17 protein-coding genes, 19 tRNA genes, 2 rRNA genes and 1 riboswitch (1 of these 39 running past the window's edge) are annotated in these 20,227 nt (G+C 45.0%); of the genes, 6 read left to right on the forward strand and 32 right to left on the reverse strand.

Features of this window, described 5'->3' with window-relative positions:
• The first annotated feature begins 39 nt into the window (after nucleotides 1-39).
• Nucleotides 40-552: a gamma carbonic anhydrase gene (locus ACRPI0_RS10110; RefSeq protein WP_432352535.1), complete on the forward strand. Its 513-nt coding sequence runs from the start codon at nucleotides 40-42 to the stop codon at nucleotides 550-552.
• A gap of 45 nt (nucleotides 553-597) precedes the next feature.
• Here ACRPI0_RS10110 and metK read toward each other — a convergent pair whose 3' ends face one another.
• Nucleotides 598-1,803, reverse strand: coding sequence for a methionine adenosyltransferase (metK, locus tag ACRPI0_RS10115; protein ID WP_432352536.1), 1,206 nt, complete (start codon nucleotides 1,801-1,803; stop codon nucleotides 598-600).
• A gap of 195 nt (nucleotides 1,804-1,998) precedes the next feature.
• Nucleotides 1,999-2,115, reverse strand: a riboswitch (SAM riboswitch).
• Nucleotides 2,116-2,283: 168 nt separating this feature from the next.
• On the opposite strand from metK, the gene pckA reads away from it, so the two are divergent.
• Entirely contained in the window at nucleotides 2,284-3,870 is a 1,587-nt protein-coding gene (gene pckA / locus ACRPI0_RS10120) for a phosphoenolpyruvate carboxykinase (ATP) (protein WP_432352537.1), read from the forward strand.
• A gap of 43 nt (nucleotides 3,871-3,913) precedes the next feature.
• Here the strand turns inward: pckA and ACRPI0_RS10125 are convergent, their stop codons facing one another.
• The 5 genes from ACRPI0_RS10125 to ACRPI0_RS10145 all read right to left on the reverse strand — a co-directional run bounded on the left by ACRPI0_RS10125 (nucleotide 3,914) and on the right by ACRPI0_RS10145 (nucleotide 6,340).
• Nucleotides 3,914-4,702, reverse strand: coding sequence for an alpha/beta hydrolase family protein (locus ACRPI0_RS10125; RefSeq protein ID WP_432352538.1), 789 nt, complete (start codon nucleotides 4,700-4,702; stop codon nucleotides 3,914-3,916).
• Entirely contained in the window at nucleotides 4,692-5,147 is a 456-nt protein-coding gene (locus ACRPI0_RS10130; RefSeq protein ID WP_432352539.1) for an NUDIX domain-containing protein, read from the reverse strand. Before ACRPI0_RS10130 ends, ACRPI0_RS10125 begins: the two co-directional genes overlap by 11 nt.
• Nucleotides 5,148-5,180: 33 nt before the next feature.
• A complete protein-coding gene (locus ACRPI0_RS10135) occupies nucleotides 5,181-5,600 on the reverse strand; it encodes a transposase (protein ID WP_432352540.1) in 420 nt (139 codons plus the stop codon).
• Nucleotides 5,601-5,655: 55 nt separating this feature from the next.
• The gene (locus tag ACRPI0_RS10140) at nucleotides 5,656-5,829 is read right to left on the reverse strand and encodes a putative motility protein (RefSeq protein ID WP_432352541.1); all 174 of its coding nucleotides are present in this window, start codon (nucleotides 5,827-5,829) and stop codon (nucleotides 5,656-5,658) included.
• A 61-nt stretch (nucleotides 5,830-5,890) separates the two neighbouring features.
• Complete coding sequence (locus ACRPI0_RS10145; RefSeq protein ID WP_432352542.1) at nucleotides 5,891-6,340, reverse strand: Dps family protein; 450 nt, start codon at nucleotides 6,338-6,340, stop codon at nucleotides 5,891-5,893.
• Nucleotides 6,341-6,444: 104 nt separating this feature from the next.
• Here ACRPI0_RS10145 and yidD point away from each other — a divergent pair, with 104 nt between their 5' ends.
• Both yidD and ACRPI0_RS10155 read left to right on the forward strand, forming a co-directional pair.
• A complete protein-coding gene (yidD, locus tag ACRPI0_RS10150; RefSeq protein WP_432352544.1) occupies nucleotides 6,445-6,672 on the forward strand; it encodes a membrane protein insertion efficiency factor YidD in 228 nt (75 codons plus the stop codon).
• Between the two features lie 92 nt (nucleotides 6,673-6,764).
• Nucleotides 6,765-7,715, forward strand: coding sequence for a metal ABC transporter solute-binding protein, Zn/Mn family (locus ACRPI0_RS10155; RefSeq protein ID WP_432352545.1), 951 nt, complete (start codon nucleotides 6,765-6,767; stop codon nucleotides 7,713-7,715).
• A 49-nt stretch (nucleotides 7,716-7,764) separates the two neighbouring features.
• Here the strand turns inward: ACRPI0_RS10155 and ACRPI0_RS10160 are convergent, their stop codons facing one another.
• From ACRPI0_RS10160 to ACRPI0_RS10180, 5 genes are all read right to left on the reverse strand, one after another.
• Nucleotides 7,765-9,213, reverse strand: coding sequence for an o-succinylbenzoate--CoA ligase (locus ACRPI0_RS10160; RefSeq protein ID WP_432352546.1), 1,449 nt, complete (start codon nucleotides 9,211-9,213; stop codon nucleotides 7,765-7,767).
• A 63-nt stretch (nucleotides 9,214-9,276) separates the two neighbouring features.
• Nucleotides 9,277-10,095 (reverse strand): 1,4-dihydroxy-2-naphthoyl-CoA synthase, encoded by an 819-nt coding sequence (gene menB / locus ACRPI0_RS10165; RefSeq protein WP_432352547.1) that lies wholly within the window; start codon nucleotides 10,093-10,095, stop codon nucleotides 9,277-9,279.
• 22 nt (nucleotides 10,096-10,117) lie between these two features.
• The gene (gene menH, locus ACRPI0_RS10170) at nucleotides 10,118-10,936 is read right to left on the reverse strand and encodes a 2-succinyl-6-hydroxy-2,4-cyclohexadiene-1-carboxylate synthase (protein ID WP_432352548.1); all 819 of its coding nucleotides are present in this window, start codon (nucleotides 10,934-10,936) and stop codon (nucleotides 10,118-10,120) included.
• Entirely contained in the window at nucleotides 10,926-12,644 is a 1,719-nt protein-coding gene (gene menD / locus ACRPI0_RS10175) for a 2-succinyl-5-enolpyruvyl-6-hydroxy-3-cyclohexene-1-carboxylic-acid synthase (protein ID WP_432352549.1), read from the reverse strand. The genes menH and menD overlap by 11 nt, the downstream gene beginning before the upstream one ends.
• Nucleotides 12,637-14,025 carry an isochorismate synthase gene (locus ACRPI0_RS10180; RefSeq protein ID WP_432352550.1) on the reverse strand — a complete coding sequence of 463 codons (1,389 nt, stop codon included), beginning with the start codon at nucleotides 14,023-14,025 and terminating at the stop codon, nucleotides 12,637-12,639. Before ACRPI0_RS10180 ends, menD begins: the two co-directional genes overlap by 8 nt.
• Nucleotides 14,026-14,183: 158 nt before the next feature.
• Here ACRPI0_RS10180 and ACRPI0_RS10185 point away from each other — a divergent pair, with 158 nt between their 5' ends.
• Complete coding sequence (locus ACRPI0_RS10185) at nucleotides 14,184-15,101, forward strand: 1,4-dihydroxy-2-naphthoate polyprenyltransferase (RefSeq protein WP_432355933.1); 918 nt, start codon at nucleotides 14,184-14,186, stop codon at nucleotides 15,099-15,101.
• A 245-nt stretch (nucleotides 15,102-15,346) separates the two neighbouring features.
• Nucleotides 15,347-16,075: a TraR/DksA C4-type zinc finger protein gene (locus tag ACRPI0_RS10190; RefSeq protein ID WP_432352551.1), complete on the forward strand. Its 729-nt coding sequence runs from the start codon at nucleotides 15,347-15,349 to the stop codon at nucleotides 16,073-16,075.
• Nucleotides 16,076-16,124: 49 nt separating this feature from the next.
• Here the strand turns inward: ACRPI0_RS10190 and ACRPI0_RS10195 are convergent.
• The 21 genes from ACRPI0_RS10195 to ACRPI0_RS10295 form a co-directional block, all read right to left on the reverse strand.
• Nucleotides 16,125-16,196 (reverse strand) — tRNA-Glu (locus tag ACRPI0_RS10195).
• A gap of 9 nt (nucleotides 16,197-16,205) precedes the next feature.
• A tRNA-Ser gene (locus ACRPI0_RS10200) sits at nucleotides 16,206-16,296 on the reverse strand.
• Nucleotides 16,297-16,302: 6 nt separating this feature from the next.
• Nucleotides 16,303-16,377, reverse strand: a tRNA-Asn gene (locus ACRPI0_RS10205).
• Nucleotides 16,378-16,381: 4 nt separating this feature from the next.
• Nucleotides 16,382-16,455, reverse strand: a tRNA-Ile gene (locus tag ACRPI0_RS10210).
• A gap of 3 nt (nucleotides 16,456-16,458) precedes the next feature.
• Nucleotides 16,459-16,532, reverse strand: a tRNA-Gly gene (locus tag ACRPI0_RS10215).
• A gap of 5 nt (nucleotides 16,533-16,537) precedes the next feature.
• Nucleotides 16,538-16,613 (reverse strand) — tRNA-Phe (locus ACRPI0_RS10220).
• Between the two features lie 36 nt (nucleotides 16,614-16,649).
• A tRNA-Asp gene (locus ACRPI0_RS10225) sits at nucleotides 16,650-16,725 on the reverse strand.
• 3 nt (nucleotides 16,726-16,728) lie between these two features.
• Nucleotides 16,729-16,803, reverse strand: a tRNA-Met gene (locus ACRPI0_RS10230).
• 44 nt (nucleotides 16,804-16,847) lie between these two features.
• Nucleotides 16,848-16,940 (reverse strand) — tRNA-Ser (locus ACRPI0_RS10235).
• A gap of 18 nt (nucleotides 16,941-16,958) precedes the next feature.
• A tRNA-Ile gene (locus tag ACRPI0_RS10240) sits at nucleotides 16,959-17,035 on the reverse strand.
• Between the two features lie 6 nt (nucleotides 17,036-17,041).
• Nucleotides 17,042-17,115, reverse strand: a tRNA-Met gene (locus ACRPI0_RS10245).
• A gap of 20 nt (nucleotides 17,116-17,135) precedes the next feature.
• Nucleotides 17,136-17,211, reverse strand: a tRNA-Ala gene (locus ACRPI0_RS10250).
• Between the two features lie 11 nt (nucleotides 17,212-17,222).
• A tRNA-Pro gene (locus tag ACRPI0_RS10255) sits at nucleotides 17,223-17,299 on the reverse strand.
• 25 nt (nucleotides 17,300-17,324) lie between these two features.
• Nucleotides 17,325-17,401 (reverse strand) — tRNA-Arg (locus ACRPI0_RS10260).
• A 40-nt stretch (nucleotides 17,402-17,441) separates the two neighbouring features.
• Nucleotides 17,442-17,516, reverse strand: a tRNA-Gly gene (locus ACRPI0_RS10265).
• Nucleotides 17,517-17,524: 8 nt separating this feature from the next.
• Nucleotides 17,525-17,606: transfer RNA gene (locus tag ACRPI0_RS10270), tRNA-Leu, on the reverse strand.
• Nucleotides 17,607-17,637: 31 nt separating this feature from the next.
• Nucleotides 17,638-17,713, reverse strand: a tRNA-Lys gene (locus ACRPI0_RS10275).
• Between the two features lie 8 nt (nucleotides 17,714-17,721).
• Nucleotides 17,722-17,797: transfer RNA gene (locus ACRPI0_RS10280), tRNA-Thr, on the reverse strand.
• An 8-nt stretch (nucleotides 17,798-17,805) separates the two neighbouring features.
• Nucleotides 17,806-17,881: transfer RNA gene (locus ACRPI0_RS10285), tRNA-Val, on the reverse strand.
• Between the two features lie 23 nt (nucleotides 17,882-17,904).
• Nucleotides 17,905-18,020 (reverse strand): 5S ribosomal RNA (rrf, locus tag ACRPI0_RS10290).
• A gap of 153 nt (nucleotides 18,021-18,173) precedes the next feature.
• Nucleotides 18,174-20,227, reverse strand: a 23S ribosomal RNA gene (locus tag ACRPI0_RS10295); it runs 879 nt beyond the window's last position.

Raw genomic sequence — 20,227 nt, forward strand, 5'->3', positions numbered from 1 at the left:
ATTAGTATACAACATTGCACAACAAGGAGGACATTTTTCATGATTATTCCATACAAAGATGTATGTCCGGACATTGATGATACTGCTTTTGTCGCTGATTTCGCTGTAATTAGCGGAGATGTTACAATTGGCGCTGAATCTTCTGTTTGGTTCAGTACTGTAATCCGTGGCGACGTTGCTCCTACTCGGATTGGTAAACGAGTAAGCATTCAAGATTTGTCTTGTCTCCATCAAAGTCCTAACACGCCATTAGTCATAGAAGATGACGTCACAATCGGTCATAAGGTTACGTTACATAGTTGTACAATAAAAAAAGGCGCGCTTGTCGGAATGGGCGCTATCGTTCTAGATGGAGCGATCGTAGGCGAAGGTGCGTTTATAGGTGCAGGTAGCCTCGTACCTCCAGGCAAAGTTATTCCTCCCGGCATGTTAGCACTCGGTTCTCCAGCAAAAGTAGTCCGTCCCCTTACAGAAGAGGACCGAGCTGATATGGAGCGAATTGTCTTAAGCTACGTGGAAAAAGGTAAATCGTACAAACAGCATCAGAAATAAGAAAAGCAAGGGCGCTGTAAATCCGCTCCCTTGCTTTTTTTATGCTTACCCTTTTAGTTGAGTGATATCTTCTTTCAGTGCCAAAGCCCTGTCTGTGCGCTCCCAAGGTAAATCGATATCCGTTCTACCGAAGTGACCGTAAGCAGCTGTCTGCTTGTAAATCGGCCGACGTAAGTCCAGCATTTTAATAATTCCTGCTGGACGAAGATCGAAGTGATTTCGGACAAGTTCGACTAGACGACTCTCCGGAATGTCACTTGTGCCAAACGTATCGACTGAAATAGAAACAGGTTTTGCGACACCGATTGCATATGCTAGTTGAACTTCACAACGGTCAGCAAGACCCGCAGCGACAATATTCTTTGCTACATAACGAGCTGCATATGATGCGGATCGGTCAACTTTCGTTGCATCCTTACCGGAAAACGCTCCACCACCATGACGCGCATATCCACCATACGTGTCGACGATGATTTTGCGGCCTGTAAGACCAGCATCCCCTTGAGGACCACCAATTACAAAGCGACCCGATGGATTGATGAAATACTTAGTTTCATCATCTAACAATTCTTTTGGAACCACTGTGTCAATTACATGTTGTTTCACTTCACGCTGCAATTGCTCCAGTGCGATTTCGGGATGGTGCTGTGTAGAAATGACAATTGTATCTACACGGATTGGTTCGTTTAGTTCATTATATTCAATCGTTACTTGTGTTTTTCCATCTGGACGTAAGTAGTCGAGTGTTTCTTCTTTACGGACTTTCGTAAGTTGACGGGCAAGTTTGTGAGCCAAACTGATAGGTAAAGGCATTAATTCTTCTGTTTCGTTACATGCATACCCAAACATCAGACCCTGATCTCCAGCACCAATTGCTTCTAGTTCTTCATCGTCCATTAATCCTTCACGTGCTTCGAGGGCACAATCGACACTTGCTGCGATGTCAGGTGATTGTTCATCAATAGAAGTAAGTACGGAAGACGTTTCGTAATCGAATCCGTATTTCGCACGCGTATAGCCAATTTCCTTTACGGTTTCTCGAACCACTTTCGGAATATCGACATAGGTAGTCGTTGTAATTTCACCGATTACGAGAACCAATCCAGTAGTTATTGTTGTTTCACACGCAACGCGTGCATTTGGATCTTCTTCCATAATCGCATCCAGAATCGCATCTGAAATTTGGTCACACATCTTATCCGGATGTCCTTCTGTTACCGACTCAGATGTAAACAGTCGTCGATTTGTCATATGATTTCCTCCTTCAGCCGCAAGTTTCCTTACAGCGAACTCGTGATACGGTACTCTCGTTTTCCCAGTTTTCGTCCCGCGCCTGAAGAGAAGCGACGTTCAACGTTCACAAGGATAAAGGCAAACAATAGAAAAAGCCCTCCACTCACGTATTGCATACATGAGGAAAGGCATGAGTTTCATAGGCACCTTTCACTCTTATCGTCCAGGGTTTCCCCCTGCTTCAGGTTTGGCACCTTTTCATAGACAAGGACGTCCATGCAGGTTGCCGGGCATCATAGGGCCTGTCCCTCCGCCGACTCGGGATAAGAGTATCCGTTCAGTTATCTATGCTACGAGAAAACACGAATCTTGTCAAATTTTTTCGTGGTTCTTACTTGAGTTTTGAATTAGTATAGTTTATTATTCTTAATGTGTTATACTAATTCAAAATAAGACAGCCCGATGAACGGGCAGTAATGAAAAGGACGGTATCTACCTATGATTTCAGCTAAAAAAGATAATGGACTCAAAGAACTTCTTTCTGGATCTAATATTACACTACAGCCTTCTGTACCTGTATTAGTCGAAAAAGCAGTTTCTCGCGGTGAGGCGAAGCTTTCAGCAGATGGAGCCGTTACAGCGCAAACCGGGAAGTATACCGGCCGTTCCCCTAAAGACCGTTACATAACAGAAGAAGCGACTTCTAAAGATAAGATCGACTGGGGTTCTGTAAACCGACCGATTTCTGAGGAAAACTTCGACTCCCTATACAAAAAAGTGTTAACTCATCTACAGGCGAAAGAAGAACTATTCGTCTTCAAAGGATTTGCAGGAGCTGATAAAGCTTCACAACTGTCAATCCAAGTCGTTAATGAGTATGCTTGGCAGAATCTATTTGTTCATCAGCTCTTCATCCGCCCAACTGCAGAAGAATTGAAGATGCATGAAGCACAATTCACAATTCTAGCTGCTCCTTCTTTTAAAGCAGATCCAGCTGTCGACGGTACAGATACCGAGACGTTTGTCATCATTTCTCTCGAAAAGCGTATCGTACTTATTGGTGGAACTGAATATGCAGGAGAAATGAAGAAATCGATTTTCTCTGTCATGAACTACCTACTCCCCGAGAATGGTATTCTTTCCATGCACTGTTCTGCAAATGTTGGTGAAGACGGAGATGCTGCTTTGTTCTTCGGATTATCAGGTACAGGTAAAACAACACTTTCTGCTGATGCAAACCGCAAACTAATCGGTGATGATGAGCATGGTTGGTCAGATCACGGAATCTTCAACATCGAAGGCGGATGTTACGCGAAGTGTATCAACTTATCTCCTGAAAAAGAACCTGAAATCTTCGGTGCTATTCAATTTGGGACAGTTCTAGAAAATGTTGTTCTCAATACGGAGTCACGTATTCCTGATTATGATGATACTACATTAACTGAGAACACACGTGCAGCTTATCCAATTGACAACATCGACAATATCGTTCTACCATCGGTTGCGGGTCACCCAGAAACAATCATCTTCTTAACAGCAGATGCATTCGGTGTATTGCCTCCAATCTCGAAGTTAACGAAAGAACAAGCGATGTATCACTTCTTAAGCGGATTCACATCGAAACTTGCAGGTACAGAACGAGGAATTACATCACCTGAAGCGACATTCTCTACATGCTTCGGTTCTCCATTCCTTCCACTTCCTGCAACTGTCTATGCAGATATGCTTGGTAAGAAAATCGACGAGCACGGATCACGCGTATTCTTAGTAAACACTGGCTGGACTGGCGGCGTTTATGGAGTTGGGAAACGTATGGACTTGAAACACACTCGTACGATGGTACGTGCAGCATTATCCGGCGAATTGGATAACGTAGAAACAGAAACTTCTGCAACATTTGGTCTTCAGATTCCTAAGCATATCGAAGGCGTTCCAACAGAAGTATTGAACCCACGTCATGCTTGGAGCGATGCTTCCGAATATGATGCAAAAGCGAAAGAGCTTTCACAACTATTCAAAGACAACTTCAAGAAGTTTGGTCAAGTTTCTGAAGAGATCCTTCAAAAAGGCGGTCCAATTATTTAATAGCAATAAGAAAAGAACCTTCCGACTTTCGGAAGGTTCTTTTTTACGTTTGCGCTCTCATCCACTTAGTCAAGTCTCTGACAATTTGTGCGTTATGCCAAGATGGAAAGTGATGCGTATAATCTTGGAAATACCACGTTTCATAAGTTTTCTTATGTTCTCGAAGTGCATCTTCGAGTAAAATAGCTTGTTCAAATGAGACGTTTTCATCTTTCATACCGTGGATGATGAGAACTGGAGCAGCAATCTCTTCAATTCTGAACAACGCAGTCCGTTCCCGATATGCATCTGGTGCATTATTAGGAGAACCACCAATCACACGCTTCATCATGCGCCGCATATCCTCTCGCTCTTTATACGTAAAGACGACATCTGACACACCTGCCCAATGGACCGTTGACGCAATATCATCTCGTAAAATGGCCGTCCAGAGAGCCATAATGCCTCCCCTAGAAAAGGAAAACAAATGAACCCGTCCATCTTTCCATTTCGGACTTTGTTTTAACACATCTACTGCATTCACTGCGTCTTGAAGATCAGCGCCTGCAAACTCGTCACGCCCTTCTCCTCCGCGGTTTCCGCGATAATAAGGAGCAAACACGACAAAACCTTGACTTGCAAATTGTGCAATCCGCGCAGGACGGGCCATCCCAATATGCTGGATGCCACCTCTCATATAGACAAGTCCTTCGTAACTCCCAGCTTCTTTCGGTTCAGCAAGCATCCCTTTCACTTTTAACCTGCCAGAACTATAAGTGATTTCGGTAAGTTCTACTAAAGGTGTGGGTGATGGATAAGGGCGTTTCGAAATAATTTGGGAATCAGTGTACATGCTGCTCCACCCAATTCCTCAATTCTTTCATCCCTTTGTCCTTCATATGAAAACTTAATGTCTCACATTGGTCTAATTGTTCATCCGTTAAACAAAGAGCACCTTCTGTTTCAAACCGTTCTGCGTTTTCATCGATATCGATAACATCTGCAGTAAATACGGCTTTGCAAAATGGAGGTTCCGTGTACACGACGTACTCAGCAAATTTCACGAGATTTGTAACAGTAGCACCTGTTTCCTCCATTACTTCTCGTATCGCTGCATCTTCGATTGTTTCTCCTAGTTCTGCTTTTCCACCCGGAAACTCCACACCACGGATTTTGTGTGTGGTCAACAACCACTTACCATTGTGTTTTAAAACAACAAGGACGTGACGTGCATCAAGTTCCTGTTCACCAAAAACAAGCTCGACACGGCTTCCTTTTAGGTCGTCAAATGTTAACATTACGTGCACATCCTATCTAGCTGATCCATCCATTTACATCGTTCCTGAACCCGTTTGTGCCGCAACTCCTGGTCTAAAGAATGGTAGCTGTTCAATGAACTTCTTGGATTCATCATCCGTAAATTCATGAATTAACGCATACACTTTGTACATACGTCGGTCCACTCTGTGATTGTCACGGTCATAGTGATAAGGAACATACGGTAAATGGGATCTCAGAAAGTTAAAAAACTCTAATTCATGCGTCTGATCAAATAAGTGATGAAAAACTTGAATGTACTCCCTTGGGACATTCACAACATATTCGTAAGGTGAATCAAATTTGTGAATATTGATTTGCTGATGAGCGACTGATACATACATTGTATACGTTCCTTCTACCACAGTAATCGCATCCTTTTTGACTAGTATGGACGAATTCGAGCTGAGTATGTATTCTCCATCATACTGCATTTGATATAAAATTGAAAAACAATGCATCTCTCCTATTGGAAAGATGCATTGTTCGTTATGCTTTTATATCGATTGCCGAACCTTTAAAAGGATGTGAGGCTTCTGGCAAAGATTGCAGCATTTCAATTGCTGCGGAAGCACTCGACGTCATTGCCTTGTCCATAATCGTCATTTGCACGGTAGATTGTAGACTTCGCAATTGACTTGCCATAATGGATGAAATGTCCATATCAAACAGCTCCTCTCCACCTATTTATCGGCATGCCAAGGAGGTCTTAAAGGATTATTCCTTAATTGTTGTCTTCACCAAGAAATGCATTTAGCATCCACTGATGCTTTTCAATTCCTTGATAAATCGCATTCAAAAGATCCTCAGTCATGACATCTCCAGCTTCGCCAGCTAATTTCATGCCGTTTTTCAGGGATTTCATAATTTCATCAAAGTCATCTACAATAGATGCGACCATTTGTTCAGCTTTTTCACTGCCATTTGCTTCTTTAATAACAGACTCTGACAAATGCTCAGCCAGTGTAGCCGTCGGCTTTCCACCCAATGTTAGAATACGTTCAGCGATGTCATCCATATGCTGTGTTGCTTCATCGTATAGTTCTTCGAATTTTGCATGTAGCGTAAAGAACTGTTTTCCTTTTACATACCAATGATAATTATGTAACTTCGTATACATAACTGACCATGTGGATACTTGTGTGTTCAATTCTTTGATTAATTCTGCTGACATAAACAAACGACCTCTTTTCATGAATTTTATATAACACGTCTCTCTGTTATTTTACCACCTAACGGTATAAACTAAACGTACCATACTTTAGGAGCGGTTTATTTATGAAGAAGCTCGTTTTACTGTTCATCCGATTTTACCAAAAAATGATTTCCCCGCTGACTCCACCCTCGTGTAGATTCTATCCTACGTGTTCTCATTACGGTGTAGAAGCCGTGGAAACGCACGGTGTTCTGAAAGGACTCTGGCTAACAATAGTACGTATTTCAAAATGTCATCCTTTCCATAAAGGTGGATTCGATCCTGTTCCTGCTAAGAAGGAAAAAAACTAATAACTCTTTCAGTTGTCAAGTGCTCCCCCTTTTAGTATGATGGGTAAGTACTTTTTAAATCGTAATGATTACGTATTGGAGGATTCAGGAAGATGAAACGAAAATTACTAGGACTACTACTCCTCACTCTGGCACTATCACTCGCCGCGTGCGGTAATAAGGATACTACAGCTGATGACACAGTTGCTAATGGAAAACTGGATGTTTATACAACTGTGTATCCGTTACAGTATTTCGCAGAACGTATTGGGGGAGACACCGTTTCTGTTCAATCGATCTACCCTGCTGGAGCAGATGAGCACACGTTCGATCCTACTCAAAAAGAAATGATGAAACTGGCAGATGCAGATTTGTTTTTCTATGTAGGTCTTGGCCTTGAAGGATTTGTGGATAATGCAGAAAAGACATTGAAGAACCAACACGTTACGTTATTACCAACTGGAGACAACATCGATCCTTCTAAGTTGATGGAAGGTCATCATCATGATGCCGACGAAGAAGAGCATGCACATGGAGCAGAACATGTAGATCCACACGTTTGGATTTCACCTGTTCTAAGTCTGGATTTAGCTGCTGCAGTGCGTGATGGGCTTATAGAGAAGGCTCCTAATAACAAAGAATTGTATGAAACAAACTATGAATCACTAAAAACTGATTTACAATCTCTGGATTCCGAATTTGCAGAGATGACGAAAAATGCTTCATCCAAAACGTTCTTTGTCTCTCATGCAGCTTTTGGCTACCTAGCCGACCAATATGGATTAGAGCAAATTTCAGTTGCGGGGCTTAATACGCAAAGTGAACCCTCTCAAAAAGAACTTGCACATATAGTGGCAGAAGCTAAAGAAAAGCATGTGAAGACAATCTTATTCGAACAAAACGTCAGCTCAAAGCTAACTAAAGTTGTTCAAAAAGAAATCGGAGCCGACTCCGCCATTCTTCACAACTTGTCCGTGCTGACAAAAGAGGATCTTGCTAACAAAGAAGATTATTTCACACTGATGAAACGTAACATACAAGTATTATCTGAAGCACTTCGTTAAAAAGTCGAAGGACGAAAGGGATTTCCTTTCTCGTCCTTCGACTTTTTGTTTACTCTTCTCCATTCACGCACTCACGAAGTTTCTTTCTCATTAGTTTGTTCGAAGCATTCCGAGGTAATTCGCTTACAAAGTGAATTGCTTTTGGAATTTTATAGGAAGCTAAACGGGTTGCACAGAACGTACGAAGATCTCCTTCGCTTACCGTAGATTGGGCAACAACAAAAGCTACAGGAATAGCTCCCCATTCCTTACTAGGCATTGCACACACACCTGCTTCTAAAATTTCTGGATGTTCAATTAACACCGCCTCGACTTCGGCAGGATAGATGTTTTCACCACCAGAGATAATCAGGTCAGAACGACGATCCGCAACAAACAAAAAGCCTTCATCATCGAAGTAACCAATATCTCCTGAATGCAGCCAGCCGTTTTGTAAGGCTTGAGTATCTGCGTGGTTACCTATATACCCTTTAGTAACGTGAGGCCCCTTAATAAGGATTTCCCCTTTAATAAACGGCTCATCAACACCTTCAATTTGAATATCTGTAAAGAATAATGGTTTTCCCGCTGACCCTGATTTGCGTAATGCGTCTTCAACCGATAACGTGGCAGTTTGGGAGCTAGTTTCTGTCATTCCATACGTTTGCAAGACAGGAAGTCCGCATTGCTCTGCGCGTTTCAAATAGCTGACAGGTACAGGACCGCCACCTGCTAACAATGTACGAAATTTCGGATGTACAGTGAACTCATCATTTTCAATGACTGTTAGTAATCGTTCCAACGTGACAGCAACAACAGACATACCTGATACTTGCCCGCTGCTTATTTCTTCAGCCGCAACTGCAGCGTCAAACTTTTCGAACAAACGTACTTCGGAGCCATATAGGACTGCTCTTGCTAAAATGGAGAACCCACTTATATGAAATAACGGCATCATATGAAGCCATGAATCTCCATCATGTAATCCACTATTCAATACAGCAGATAGTGCGCTCGATGTATGATTTTCTGCAGACTGACGAACACCTTTCGGAAATCCGGTTGTTCCGGATGTATACATTACTGTCAATGAACGATCCTCTGCCCACTCTTGCTCAAGTTGAAAAGGGGTTGCTTGGGACTGCACTAGTTCGTCATATCCAATAGCACGCCAGTCTACTTCGCCTGCCTTGTCGCAGAAAGAAGCATCATATACGAGCATTTCGGATTGTGAATCGTTCAATTGGTACTCAATCTCTTCAACAGTGAGTCGTGCATTCAGCAAGACCATTTCTACACCTGCAAGCAAACAGCCATGGATTAACAGCGCCATCTCGGCAGAAGTTCCACCAAGCAAGGCTATACGGCTTCCACGTTCGAGTCCAAGTGTACGGAGTTTCCCCGCTCTATCCAAGGCTTCCTCTTTTAAATCAAGATACGTCCATGTCTGTCCTTGAAAGCTCAATGCAGAAGCATGAGGCGTCAACGCTGCCCGTTTTAATAACCAATTGGGAATCATTTTTGTACCACCTCTCCATAAAGAAAAAACTGCCCAATAGGCAGTCTTTTCGTTTCGTAATCATTAAGGGAATCGTGGGAATTGACCGAAGTCTGGTTTGCGTTTCTCTTTGAACGCATCGCGGCCTTCTTTTGCTTCGTCTGATGTGTAGTACAACAATGTAGCGTCTCCTGCTAATTGCTGAAGACCTGCAAGACCGTCTGTATCTGCATTCATTGCAGCTTTCAAGAAACGAAGTGCAGTTGGACTCATAGATAGCATCTCTTCACACCATTGAACCGTTTCGTCTTCAAGTTGCTCATAAGGAACGACTGTGTTAACTAATCCCATGTCCAAAGCATCTTGTGCTGAGTATTGGCGGCACAAGTACCAAATTTCGCGGGCTTTCTTATGTCCGATAATACGGGCAAGGTATCCTGAACCGTATCCAGCATCAAACGAACCGACTTTAGGCCCGGTCTGACCAAAGATTGCATTGTCAGCAGCAATCGTCAAGTCACATACTACGTGAAGTACGTGTCCGCCACCAATTGCATATCCTGCAACCATAGCAACTACTGGTTTCGGAATGACACGAATTAGTCTCTGGAGATCAAGTACATTCAAACGTGGAATTTCGTCTTCTCCAACGTAACCGCCATGGCCGCGAACTTTCTGGTCGCCTCCAGAACAGAATGCCTTTTCACCTTCACCAGTTAATACAATAACTCCGATACTCTCGTCGTCACGTGCACGTGAGAATGCATCAATCATTTCCATTACTGTTTTCGGACGGAACGCATTACGTACTTCCGGACGATTGATTGTTACTTTCGCAATACCTTTGTACTTTTCATACTTAATATCTTCGTATGTATGAAGTGTTTCCCATTGTCGTGTCATGGTTTTCCTCCTAGTAATAATTTTAGTTTTTCATCTCATCTAGTATTGTAGCAAATTTCTCGGGTTTTTCCACGTGGATTGCATGGCCTGCATTTTCAACACTGTAATAGGCTACATTTGGAAGCACACTTTTCATCTCTAAAGCAATCGTTTCGAACTTCAAATCGAGTGAACCCGTGATGAGAACGACCGGGTACGTTTGAATTTTTAGTACATCCCAATAAGACGGTTGGCTACCTGTACCGATGCCGACTAAGCTGTTTGCAAGACCCTTTGGATTTTGACTCATTCGTTCTTTACGTACCTCTTCCTGTTGAAAAAGAGGTAGTGATTTCTGAGAGTCGAATAGCGCCAGGTTCTCCCAATAGTCCATGAAGTCACTTAACGGTTCCCCTAGAAGACGGTACGCCAAATTTGCGTCCCGTTGTTTCCGATCCTTTCGCTCAGATTCCGTTTTGAGCCCTGGGGAAGCACTTTCTAATACTAACTTTTCAATACGCTCAGGATACGTAATGGCATACCCGAGAGCCGTTCTCCCCCCCATAGAATAGCCGACGAGTGTGAACTTCTCAAGAGCTAACTCGGTAAACAATTGTTCTAGATCTGCGGTCTGATGATCCATTGCATACGCTGAACTGTTTTCAGGGCAATCTGAACGACCATGTCCCCACAAATCCACGGCAACGGCATGAATCTTACCGTCTAGGAGTGAAATGACTGTGTTCCACGTAGCCGTACTTCCTGTAAATCCATGGAGGAACACAACAGTTGGAAGAGATGCATTCCCCGTACGTTGCACATGAATCGAATGACCATTTACGTCAATCCACTCAGAACTCATTTCGCTCGAGCTCCTCTCCGATATAACGCCATAATTCTCGGTGTGCCTGAACATTTTGCTCACGTTCAGAAATCATTTCGATTATCCGAAGTGGCGCTGTCTTCTCTTTTGTCAGTTGTGTTTCCAACTGTTCAATCGATGAAACCAACTCATATTGAATACCATACATATCCGCTATTGGTGCAAAGGACAGTCCGGTCGGTGTTCCGAAGAGTTGTTCGAAATGATTCTGAACTGACGCTTGTGGCAAGTAAGAGAAAATACCGCCACCATCGTTGTTGCTCACCATAATCGTTAAATCCATCGTTTCCATCCGTGATATTAGTAGCCCGTTTACATCATGCATGAATGACAAATCTCCAATTAAGAGCCAAGCCGGACGCCTACGCGCAATTTGAATTCCGAGTGCTGTCGAAACGACCCCGTCAATTCCATTCGCTCCACGATTTGAAAACAGTGCGATGTCTCGTTCCGTCTTTCTGAAATACGTATCCAAATCACGAATCGGCATACTGCTCCCACTAATCAGGTCGCTTCCTTCAGGTAATGATGCCAGGAAAGTACGGATGTAATCCCCTTCTTGAATCCCCTCACTGCGGAACGACTCTGTCAAAGTGGACGCCAAGTCGTTTGCCGCAGTCCACTTCTTAGTGAATGAACTCTCTTGGCGGGATTCAAAATCCATAGACAATACTTCCATCGGATTCACTTGCACATGATGCGTAGCAATACCGAGCGGATCTCGGAATATAGGTGCTTCATCCACAACGACAAAAGTTTGTGGACGGACGTTTTTCAAAAATAATGTTAACGGCTTGGAAACAGGTTGAGGTCCGATTTGAATGACCGTGTCAGGTCCTGCTTCAGCAGCGAATCCCTTATTTTTAAGAAGTGCATCATACGTGTCGATACACAGGTGCTTACAAGATTCCGGAACTTCTGTCCGTAGATTGGAAAGCGGATCACAGAGGACTGGCCAATTCATGCGTTCTGCAAACGCCCAAACCTTCGATTTATCAAACCCAGGAATCCATTCGCCCATAATTAAAACACCGCGCGTTGCCGAACCAACCAAGTTGCTTAACTGACCCTCTTGGTCTGCTGACATCGACATATGACCTGCAATCCGTTCCATAAATGTAATTGACGGCACCGGTTGCTCGAAGTCAATGAGGAGTGGCTCACGAAACGGTGCATTCAAATGAACTGGACCTTTAGGTTCTGTGAGAGCCATACCGACAGATCGTGCAATTTGCCGCTCTAAGTAATCATCTACTGCAGTAGAATCCTCAGGAATTGGGAGATCCACGTCATATTTAACATGTTCCCCGAACATTCCCATTTGACGTATCGCTTGAGGCGCTCCGACATCACGTAATTCATGCGGTCGGTCAGCTGTAATAACAATTAGCGGGACACGTGCATAGTACGCCTCCGTCACGGCAGGATGATAATTGGACGCGGCGGTACCCGAAGTGCATAACAAGATGACAGGAAGCTGTGTCGCTTTTGCAATACCTAATGCAAAAAAGCCGGCTGAGCGTTCATCTACATGTAAATGTACATCGACCTGTTCAGTTGAAGCTAATGCGTAAGCAAGTGGAGTCGATCGCGATCCCGGACTAATCACAGCATGTTCCACACCCATTCGGACGAGGCTTTCTGCCATTCTCCTCACGTGATTCGTGAGCGTTTTACGATTATCCATTTAAAGAACCTCCAAGTGCCCGTAACATCGGTCGGAATTTCACCCATGTTTCTTCGTATTCCTCGATAGGGTCTGAGTCTGCAACAATTCCCCCTCCCGCGTAAAGCCAAGCATTGTCAGTCTCTAACAATGCTGATCGTATCGCAACTGCGAATTCACCATTCCCTGAAGCATCTGTCCACCCAATAGGAGCGGCATAGTATCCACGATCCAGATCCTCTTCCTGACGAATAAGTTCCATCGCAACAGGTGCAGGAACTCCACCAAGCGCAGGGGTCGGATGAAGTGACTTAACAAATTGAAAAATACTACTTTCAGCACCCAATTTCCCCTGTACAGGCGTATGCAAGTGTTGAATGTCGCGTACTTTCAATAACTTCGGACGGGTTGCAGCCGTGTACGAAGCACAAAGCGAATCGAATACACCTGTAATCATTTCGACTACGTATTGGTGCTCTTCCCGGTTCTTTTTGTCCCCAAGAAGTTCGTCTCCAAATTGCTGATCCTGTTCGGCGCTTGTCCCTCGTTTAATGGATCCAGCGACACATGCAGAAAAAGCTTGTCCATCTTTTATTTCTATTAAACGTTCTGGAGTTGCTCCAAAAAAGAATTGTGAGCCATTCTCAAGACCAAAATTATAACTATCCCGTTGTTCATTAGCAATTGACTGAAGCACAGATGCAGGTCGGACCGATTGCTCAAATTGAATGGCCAATTTACGAGCAATGACAACTTTTTCAGCTTCACCAGTTTGGATCTTCTCGGTAATCTGTTTTACCGCTTCCAGATAATGATCTTTACGAAGTTCTTGCATCGCTAAAATAGCTGGTTTTTCAGCAGATATAGATTCTTGCACTTGTGCCATATGGATAAGTTGATCTCTTTGCTTACGAAGTGCTTCAAATTGAATAGCTGTTTCCGATTCATCAGAAATGAAGTTGATTGCAACTAGAGTTTGTCCATTTTCTATTTTCAATTGGAATGTAGGCACTGCAAATAATGCATTCGGAAAGTTCTCCCACTCGGAAGGTGTTGATGAACGCTTTTCATCAAAAGAAAACCCTCCGAATAATACAGGATCCATATCTTTCTCTTCTTTAATGAGTGCATCGCAGTAATGCTTCCAATTAGCTTCAATCGTATCGTAGCGATCTTTTCCAGGTTCGTCAGTCAGCGTCAATGCATGTCCAATTCCAACCAATGTCATTGTTTTTGATGCGTTTTCCCAATAAAAACGTTGAGATTCATCGATGAATGCCCCTGCCTCAAAAAAAGACAGTGGTGATATACCGCCCGCCTCAATTGTTTCTGTAAAGAAACGGACATGCGGCATAGCTACCGTTCGTTCTCGGCTAGGTAAGTCCGTAAGCTTCCGATTCATAGTATTCTCTCCTCTTGTGGCAATAACTTTTGTGCCAATTCTCCTTCCATTATAGCGGAAATCAGGCTACTACGCATTTATAAGAACCTGAAGGATTCCGTAATTGTGCCAAATAGAGTACAATGAGACTTGCATGTTTAAACGAAGGAGAGAAAGAAATGCAAGATACCATTAAAATTGAAACTGGCTGGAGAATGTGGTGGCAACTAACACGTCCACATACATTGACTGCGGCTTTTGCTCCTGTATTCCTTGGCACAATGCTTGCATTGCCATTTGGGAGATTGGACTTCCTTTTATTCGCTGCAATGTTACTCGCAAGTGTCTTCATTCAAATGGCGACGAATATGTTTAACGAATACTACGATTTTAAACGTGGTCTCGATACGGCAGACTCTGTCGGCATAGGTGGTACAATTGTACGCAATAAAGTGAATCCCAAAACGATATTAAACTTAGCACTATTGTTATATGGTGTCTCCGTGTTACTCGGTGTCTATATCTGCATGCAGACTTCTTGGTGGCTTGCAGTAATCGGCCTGATTTCAATGGCTATTGGCTACATCTATACAGGAGGACCTTATCCAATTGCATATACGCCGCTCGGTGAACTATTCTCTGGCGTCGTTATGGGGATGCTGCTAGTCCTGATCGCATTTTACATCCAGACAGGTACTGTAACGGAACGCGCTGTGTTACTGTCGATTCCAAGCGTCCTGCTTGTTGCTGCTATCATGATGGCAAATAACATTCGTGATTTGGAAGGCGATAAGTTAGGCGGTAGGAAGACGCTAGCGATTCTTTTAGGACGGACAACTGCAATTCGTATCCAAAGTGGATTCTTTATTCTCGCATTTGCTTGGATTATTGCTCTTGTGCTATTTGGAGGTCTCACACCATGGAGTCTACTTGTGATCCTTTGTGTGAAAAAGCCAATCACCGCAATTAAGATTTTTAAGAAGTTCGAACTTCCGCTACAAGTAATGCCTGCTATGAAATATACTGCTCAAACCAACACGTTCTTTTGCCTGTTGCTTGCAATCGGGTTACTTATTGGTCATTTGACGACAAATTAATCATAAAAGAGGCTGTTCAGAACGTCAGTGAAAACTGATTTCTGCTGCAGTCTCTTTTTTATTAACAAAATCGGAATAAATAGCACAATAAACATATACTTCCTTTTTAAAATCGTTCGAATTTCGATTCAAGAGGTTTAACAAAAGCACTAAAAAGGAATTCACTGAACTAACGGCAGATTTCAATTGTAATTAAACCGTTCTGAAACATACTAGTACGTAAATCCATAAAGGACGTGACCAACATGTTATCAAAAGAACAATTAGCAACGTTGAAAAAAGAACTGATTCGCTTACAAAACGACCTAACCGTAACTGAAAGCAGAACAGCTGTAGAAGAGAGCGCTCTTGATGAAGTCGGTGAACTTTCATCCTATGACAACCACCCCGCTGATATGGGGACTGAGTTGTATGACCGTGAAAAAGATCGTGCCTTACATGTACATGCAAGTGACGAGCTGGAGAAAGTACAACAGGCGTTAGAAAATATGAAAGACGGCTCCTATGGAGTATGTGAAGAATGTGGGAAAGAGATTCCTTTTGAACGCTTAGAAGCTGTTCCCTATACAACCTTCTGCGTGGACGATGCTGTTCAAGACATACCAGAAGATCGTCCTGTTGAGGATGAACTATTGAAGATGGCTAACACAGATACATTTGCAGAACGACGTAAAGGCGTTTACAGCGACCCAATAGACAGTTTCGAAGAGATTGCAAAGTCTGGCACATCTGAAACACCTTCAGACTTCAGCGGTGATCATGCAGATTACGATTCGTTGTATGACACATCTGTAAATGATGAAAGTACAGAGGACATCGATGTCATTGCAACTAGTAATTTGGAGGGGGAACCTTCAGGGATTGTTCGTGGTGATACTACGATTGCCTATGAAGAAGAACTCGATGAAATCGGATTGGAATCGGAACTCGGTGATATTCCGTATCACAAAAAAGACAGTTATACAGATAAATAAGAACAAAAAAAGTTCCTAGTTGCAATTTGCAACTAGGAACTTTTAAGTATGACCCCTACGGGATTCGAACCCGTGTTACCGCCGTGAAAGGGCGGTGTCTTAACCGCTTGACCAAGGGGCCAAACAAATATGGCGGAGAAGGAGGGATTCGAACCCTCGCGCCGCTCTCGCGACCTACACCCTTAGCAGGGGCGCCTCTTGAGCCACTTGAGTACTTCCCCGAAATATGGCTCCGCAGGTAGGACTCGAACCTACGACCGATCGGTTAACAGCCGATTGCTCTACCACTGAGCTACTGCGGAATAGTGGGCCTAAGTGGACTCGAACCACCGACCTCACGCTTATCAGGCGTGCGCTCTAACCAGCTGAGCTATAGGCCCAAATGGAGCGGGTGAAGGGAATCGAACCCTCATCATCAGCTTGGAAGGCTGAGGTTTTACCACTAAACTACACCCGCATAAATGGTGGCTCAGGACGGAATCGAACCGCCGACACAAGGATTTTCAGTCCTTTGCTCTACCAACTGAGCTACTGAGCCACATAGTTTTACATAGAACTATGTATTAAAAAGAAATGGCGGTCCCGACCGGGATCGAACCGGCGATCTCCTGCGTGACAGGCAGGCATGTTAACCGCTACACCACGGGACCATTTGGTTGCGGGGACAGGATTTGAACCTGTGACCTTCGGGTTATGAGCCCGACGAGCTACCACTGCTCCACCCCGCGATAATGTTAGTGAAAAATGTTGTTAACGTGTACTTAGTGAAAAATGGAGGAGGTAGAGGGATTCGAACCCCCGCGGGTTTTGACACCCCTGTCGGTTTTCAAGACCGATCCCTTCAGCCGAACTTGGGTATACCTCCATGCAATAAAAGTAATACTGGTGGACCTTGCAGGACTCGAACCTGCGACCGGACGGTTATGAGCCGTCTGCTCTAACCAACTGAGCTAAAGGTCCTTTGGATGGCGGCAGAGGGGATCGAACCCCCGACCTCACGGGTATGAACCGTACGCTCTAGCCAGCTGAGCTACGCCGCCATGAAATGGATTATTGAAATTGGTGGAGCCTAGCGGGATCGAACCGCTGACCTCCTGCGTGCAAGGCAGGCGCTCTCCCAGCTGAGCTAAGGCCCCTCTTTAAAAGATGGTCGGGAAGACAGGATTCGAACCTGCGACCCCTTGGACCCAAACCAAGTGCTCTACCAAGCTGAGCTACTTCCCGATTATTAAATAATAGTTATAAAAAATGGCGCGCCCGGCAGAAGTCGAATCCACAACCTTCTGATCCGTAGTCAGACGCTCTATCCAATTGAGCTACGGGCGCATATGAAAACACTAAACGGATTGTGTTTAATAAATTTTAGTGGAGCGGAAGACGGGATTCGAACCCGCGACCCCGACCTTGGCAAGGTCGTATTCTACCACTGAACTACTTCCGCAAAGGAGATGCGGGTGAAGGGACTTGAACCCCCACGCCCGAAGGCACTAGATCCTAAGTCTAGCGCGTCTGCCAATTCCGCCACACCCGCATATATTGTAGTCCTTCAAAATTCAAAGAAATGGTGAGCCATGCAGGATTCGAACCTGCGACCCTCTGATTAAAAGTCAGATGCTCTACCAACTGAGCTAATGGCTCGTACTAAGTGGTGCCGGCGAAAGGACTTGAACCCTCAACCTACTGATTACAAGTCAGTTGCTCTACCAGTTGAGCTACACCGGCACAAAGTATGGTGGAGGATGACGGGCTCGAACCGCCGACCCTCTGCTTGTAAGGCAGATGCTCTCCCAGCTGAGCTAATCCTCCATATATCACGCATTGCTGCGTTTGCCTGGCAACGTCCTACTCTCACAGGGGGAAGCCCCCTACTACCATCGGCGCTGAAGAACTTAACTTCCGTGTTCGGTATGGGAACGGGTGTGACCTCTTCGCCATCATTACCAGACAAATGTGCTTGTCCCTTTTCAAGGACATTTACTATTATACACTATATTGTATGCAATACGCAAGTGTTTTTTTTGAAAGAACTTTTGTTCATTCAAAACTGGATAAAATCAACATTGAATTCAAGACAGCCTTACGGCTCTCTAACTTATATTTGGGAAAGTCCTCGATCTATTAGTATCTGTCAGCTCCACATGTCGCCATGCTTCCACACCAGACCTATCCACCTCATCATCTTTGAGGGATCTTACTTACTTGCGTAATGGGAAATCTCATCTCGAGGGGGGCTTCATGCTTAGATGCTTTCAGCATTTATCCCGTCCACACATAGCTACCCAGCGATGCCTTTGGCAAGACAACTGGTACACCAGAGGTGTGTCCATCCCGGTCCTCTCGTACTAAGGACAGCTCCTCTCAAATTTCCTGCGCCCGCGACGGATAGGGACCGAACTGTCTCACGACGTTCTGAACCCAGCTCGCGTACCGCTTTAATGGGCGAACAGCCCAACCCTTGGGACCGACTACAGCCCCAGGATGCGATGAGCCGACATCGAGGTGCCAAACCTCCCCGTCGATGTGGACTCTTGGGGGAGATAAGCCTGTTATCCCCGGGGTAGCTTTTATCCGTTGAGCGATGGCCCTTCCATGCGGAACCACCGGATCACTAAGCCCGTCTTTCGACCCTGCTCGACTTGTAGGTCTCGCAGTCAAGCTCCCTTATGCCTTTGCACTCTACGAATGATGTCCGACCATTCTGAGGGAACCTTTGGGCGCCTCCGTTACTCTTTAGGAGGCGACCGCCCCAGTCAAACTGTCCGCCTGACACTGTCTCCTGCCCGGATCACGGGCAAGGGTTAGAAGTCCAATACAGCCAGGGTAGTATCCCACCATTGCCTCCTCCGAAGCTAGCGCTCCGGTCTCTTAGGCTCCTACCTATCCTGTACAGGCTGCACCGGAATTCAATATCAGGCTACAGTAAAGCTCCACGGGGTCTTTCCGTCCTGTCGCGGGTAATGCGCATCTTCACGCATATTATAATTTCACCGAGTCTCTCGTTGAGACAGTGCCCAGATCGTTACGCCTTTCGTGCGGGTCGGAACTTACCCGACAAGGAATTTCGCTACCTTAGGACCGTTATAGTTACGGCCGCCGTTTACTGGGGCTTCAATTCAAAGCTTCGCTTGCGCTAACCTCTCCTCTTAACCTTCCAGCACCGGGCAGGCGTCAGCCCCTATACGTCACCTTACGGTTTTGCAGAGACCTGTGTTTTTGCTAAACAGTCGCCTGGGCCTATTCACTGCGGCTCTCTCGGGCTATTCACCCTACCAGAGCACCCCTTCTCCCGAAGTTACGGGGTCATTTTGCCGAGTTCCTTAACGAGAGTTCTCTCGATCACCTTAGGATTCTCTCCTCGCCTACCTGTGTTGGTTTGCGGTACGGGTACCTCCCACCTCGTTAGAGGCTTTTCTTGGCAGTGTGAAATCAGGGACTCCAGGGTATACACCCCTTGCCATCACAGCTCAATGTATTAGAAACGGGATTTGCCTCGTTTCACACCTCACTGCTTAGACGCGCATAACCAACAGCGCGCTCACCCTATCCTTCTGCGTCACCCCATCACTCAAACGGTGGGGAGGTAGTACAGGAATATCAACCTGTTGTCCATCGTCTACGCCTATCGGCCTCGACTTAGGTCCCGACTGACCCTGAGTGGACGAGCCTTCCTCAGGAAACCTTGGGCATTCGGTGGAAGGGATTCTCACCCTTCTTTCGCTACTCATACCGGCATTCTCACTTCCAAGCGCTCCACCAGTCCTTCCGGTCTAGCTTCAACGCCCTTGGAACGCTCTCCTACCACTGACACCAAAGGTGTCAATCCGCAGTTTCGGTGATTCGTTTAGCCCCGATACATTTTCGGCGCAGCGCCACTCGACCAGTGAGCTATTACGCACTCTTTAAATGATGGCTGCTTCTGAGCCAACATCCTGGTTGTCTGGGCAGCGCCACATCCTTTTCCACTTAACGAATACTTTGGGACCTTAACTGGCGGTCTGGGCTGTTTCCCTCTCGACTATGGACCTTATCACCCATAGTCTGACTCCCAAACATAAATCATCGGCATTCGGAGTTTGTCTGAATTCGGTAACCCGGGATGGGCCCCTAGTCCAAACAGTGCTCTACCTCCGAGATTCTTAACGTTTGAGGCTA

This window comes from Sporosarcina sp. A2 (assembly GCF_050858885.1).
GTDB lineage: Bacteria > Bacillota > Bacilli > Bacillales_A > Planococcaceae > Sporosarcina.